The organism is Bradyrhizobium sp. USDA3010 (assembly GCF_056429065.1).
Genome location: NZ_JBWJZD010000116.1, coordinates 1 through 1,817 on the forward strand (window position 1 = coordinate 1; position 1,817 = coordinate 1,817).

Genomic DNA, 1,817 nt, shown 5'->3' on the forward strand with positions numbered 1-1,817 from the left:
AACGTCGATCCGTTCGCCTGGCTCACCCTCACGCTTCAGCGTATCGCCAATGGCTGGCCGAGCAGCCAAATCGACGTACTTATGCCATGGAACCACGCCGCCTGACGGCCTCAGCTTGCCGCTTACGTCAAAGTGCTCGGCCAGTTGAGCTATCGTTCGGTCGCCCTTGACAGCGGCCAGCGCCACCTTCGCCTTGAAAGCCGGTGTGTGGTTCCGGCGTGCGCGTCTCGTCATCGTCTCTCCTGATTCGCGGGACAATCTTGCCCGCCGTCAGGCAGAAACTCCACTTATCGCCCTGTTCAGATTTCCGGAGCCGGCTCTGCCGGAGCTTTTGTTTGGGTGGGAAATGATAGGTTTTTCAATAGACCGCGTATTGGACAAGCATCCGCGCTGGTGGCATTAGATTTCTTTTTCGTTTCCTCCATTTGTCGGTATTTGTGCAGCGCGTTTTCCAGATGCGCTAGCACGATATCCGGTCATCGGAGAGTATTACATCCTCATAGGAGCTACAGCTTTCTTTATCATCGCTATTTGCATTGCTTTGCAGATTAGGCTTCGCAGTCTCGAGCAAAATAGTCCGTACCGAAATAAACTTAGACTGACTGTACTGTATCGATTCGCTGCGTCTCCAAAAATTATTACGGGAGCGTTTTTAGAAGACGGCCAACCTGTACACGCCCATCACGCGGATATTGCCGCAACAAAATTGGTGCAAGCAGACATGGTTGGAGTCGGTGACGAACAGCAATGATCTTTCTTGGAACGATGCCGCGGCACCCCGCACATTCTCGTCGGAGCCAATCGTTCTTCTCTGTGGACCGGCCGGAAATTCTCTCACTCAGGATCTCAATGAACACCTGTCGAAATCAAGTCGCCCCGCGTTTTATTTCTCACCTCTGGATAGTGCACCGGTTTCGCAAATTCCACATGGTCACAAGAGATGGATAGTTGCGCACAACACATTTCCAGTCATTCAGTTGGCCTACCCGGCAAATGACAGTGAAGACTACGGTATCATTTTTGTTGGCAAGAATCCAAAGAACGAGAACCATTGGCTTGTATGGTTAGCAGGCCTCGGACCGCACGGGACTGTCGGTGCTGCTCGCGCGTTTGTCGACGAGCGTCTTCAAGCAGTCCTCGCGTCGCATCTACGTACGAGTCCTTATGTGTCGGCTCTTGTGAAATATAGATTTACCGGTCTCGACACGGGAACGGTCACATCTGTTTTGTTCACAGGCTCCAACGGACAAATGAGTTAATCCATCTATGGCGCGTTGGCACGCGGCGATTTTCCGGGCATGCGACCCTCAGGCCACCAAGTATCACGCCGAACGACGCGAAGAGTTTCGTCGCATGTATAAATAAGTGTAGGGAGGGGAGATTAGTGTAGGGGAGGCATCCCCCATGACGCATTGGTTCCTATCGCTCTATAAGCTCCTTTCGCAACCTTTGCTGGACAAGGTCGAGAAGCCTGCTCCTTCGCCGAAACCATCGGCTCAAAGCGCTCCTGAAGGAGTTTGATGTTGTGTAGGATGCGCTGGCCATCTTCAGTTTGCAGCTCGCGCTGTACTTCTCGTGCCCACTCGGCACATTCTCCGTGCAAAGTTCTAACCCGTCCTATTCGTGAGAGTGCGGCTTTGGGCCCGATTGATGCGGCCGTACATCTGCTCTGACGTGAGCGTCACGAGAGGACTTGCGCGGAATGCTCTGGATAGCGCGGTCGGGATGATTGACGCCGCCGGCGCGCGGTGATGGGTTGATCCCGGTTCGGAGCGGGCAACAGGGATCAGAATGACCAGCGAGTCGCAGCTGCGCGA

1 protein-coding gene and 1 pseudogene are annotated in these 1,817 nt (G+C 53.8%); one reads left to right on the top strand and one right to left on the bottom strand.

Annotated features, from left to right (window positions below; genetic code table 11):
* Window positions 1–105: transposase domain-containing protein (locus AC066Y_RS43160; RefSeq protein WP_478277977.1), on the top strand; the 105-nt coding region annotated here is incomplete at its 5' end.
* An 18-nt stretch (window positions 106–123) separates the two neighbouring features.
* On the opposite strand, the pseudogene AC066Y_RS43165 reads toward AC066Y_RS43160, so the two are convergent.
* A pseudogene (locus AC066Y_RS43165) lies at window positions 124–234 on the bottom strand (transposase); the annotation flags it as partial.
* Between the last annotated feature and the right edge of the window lie 1,583 nt (window positions 235–1,817).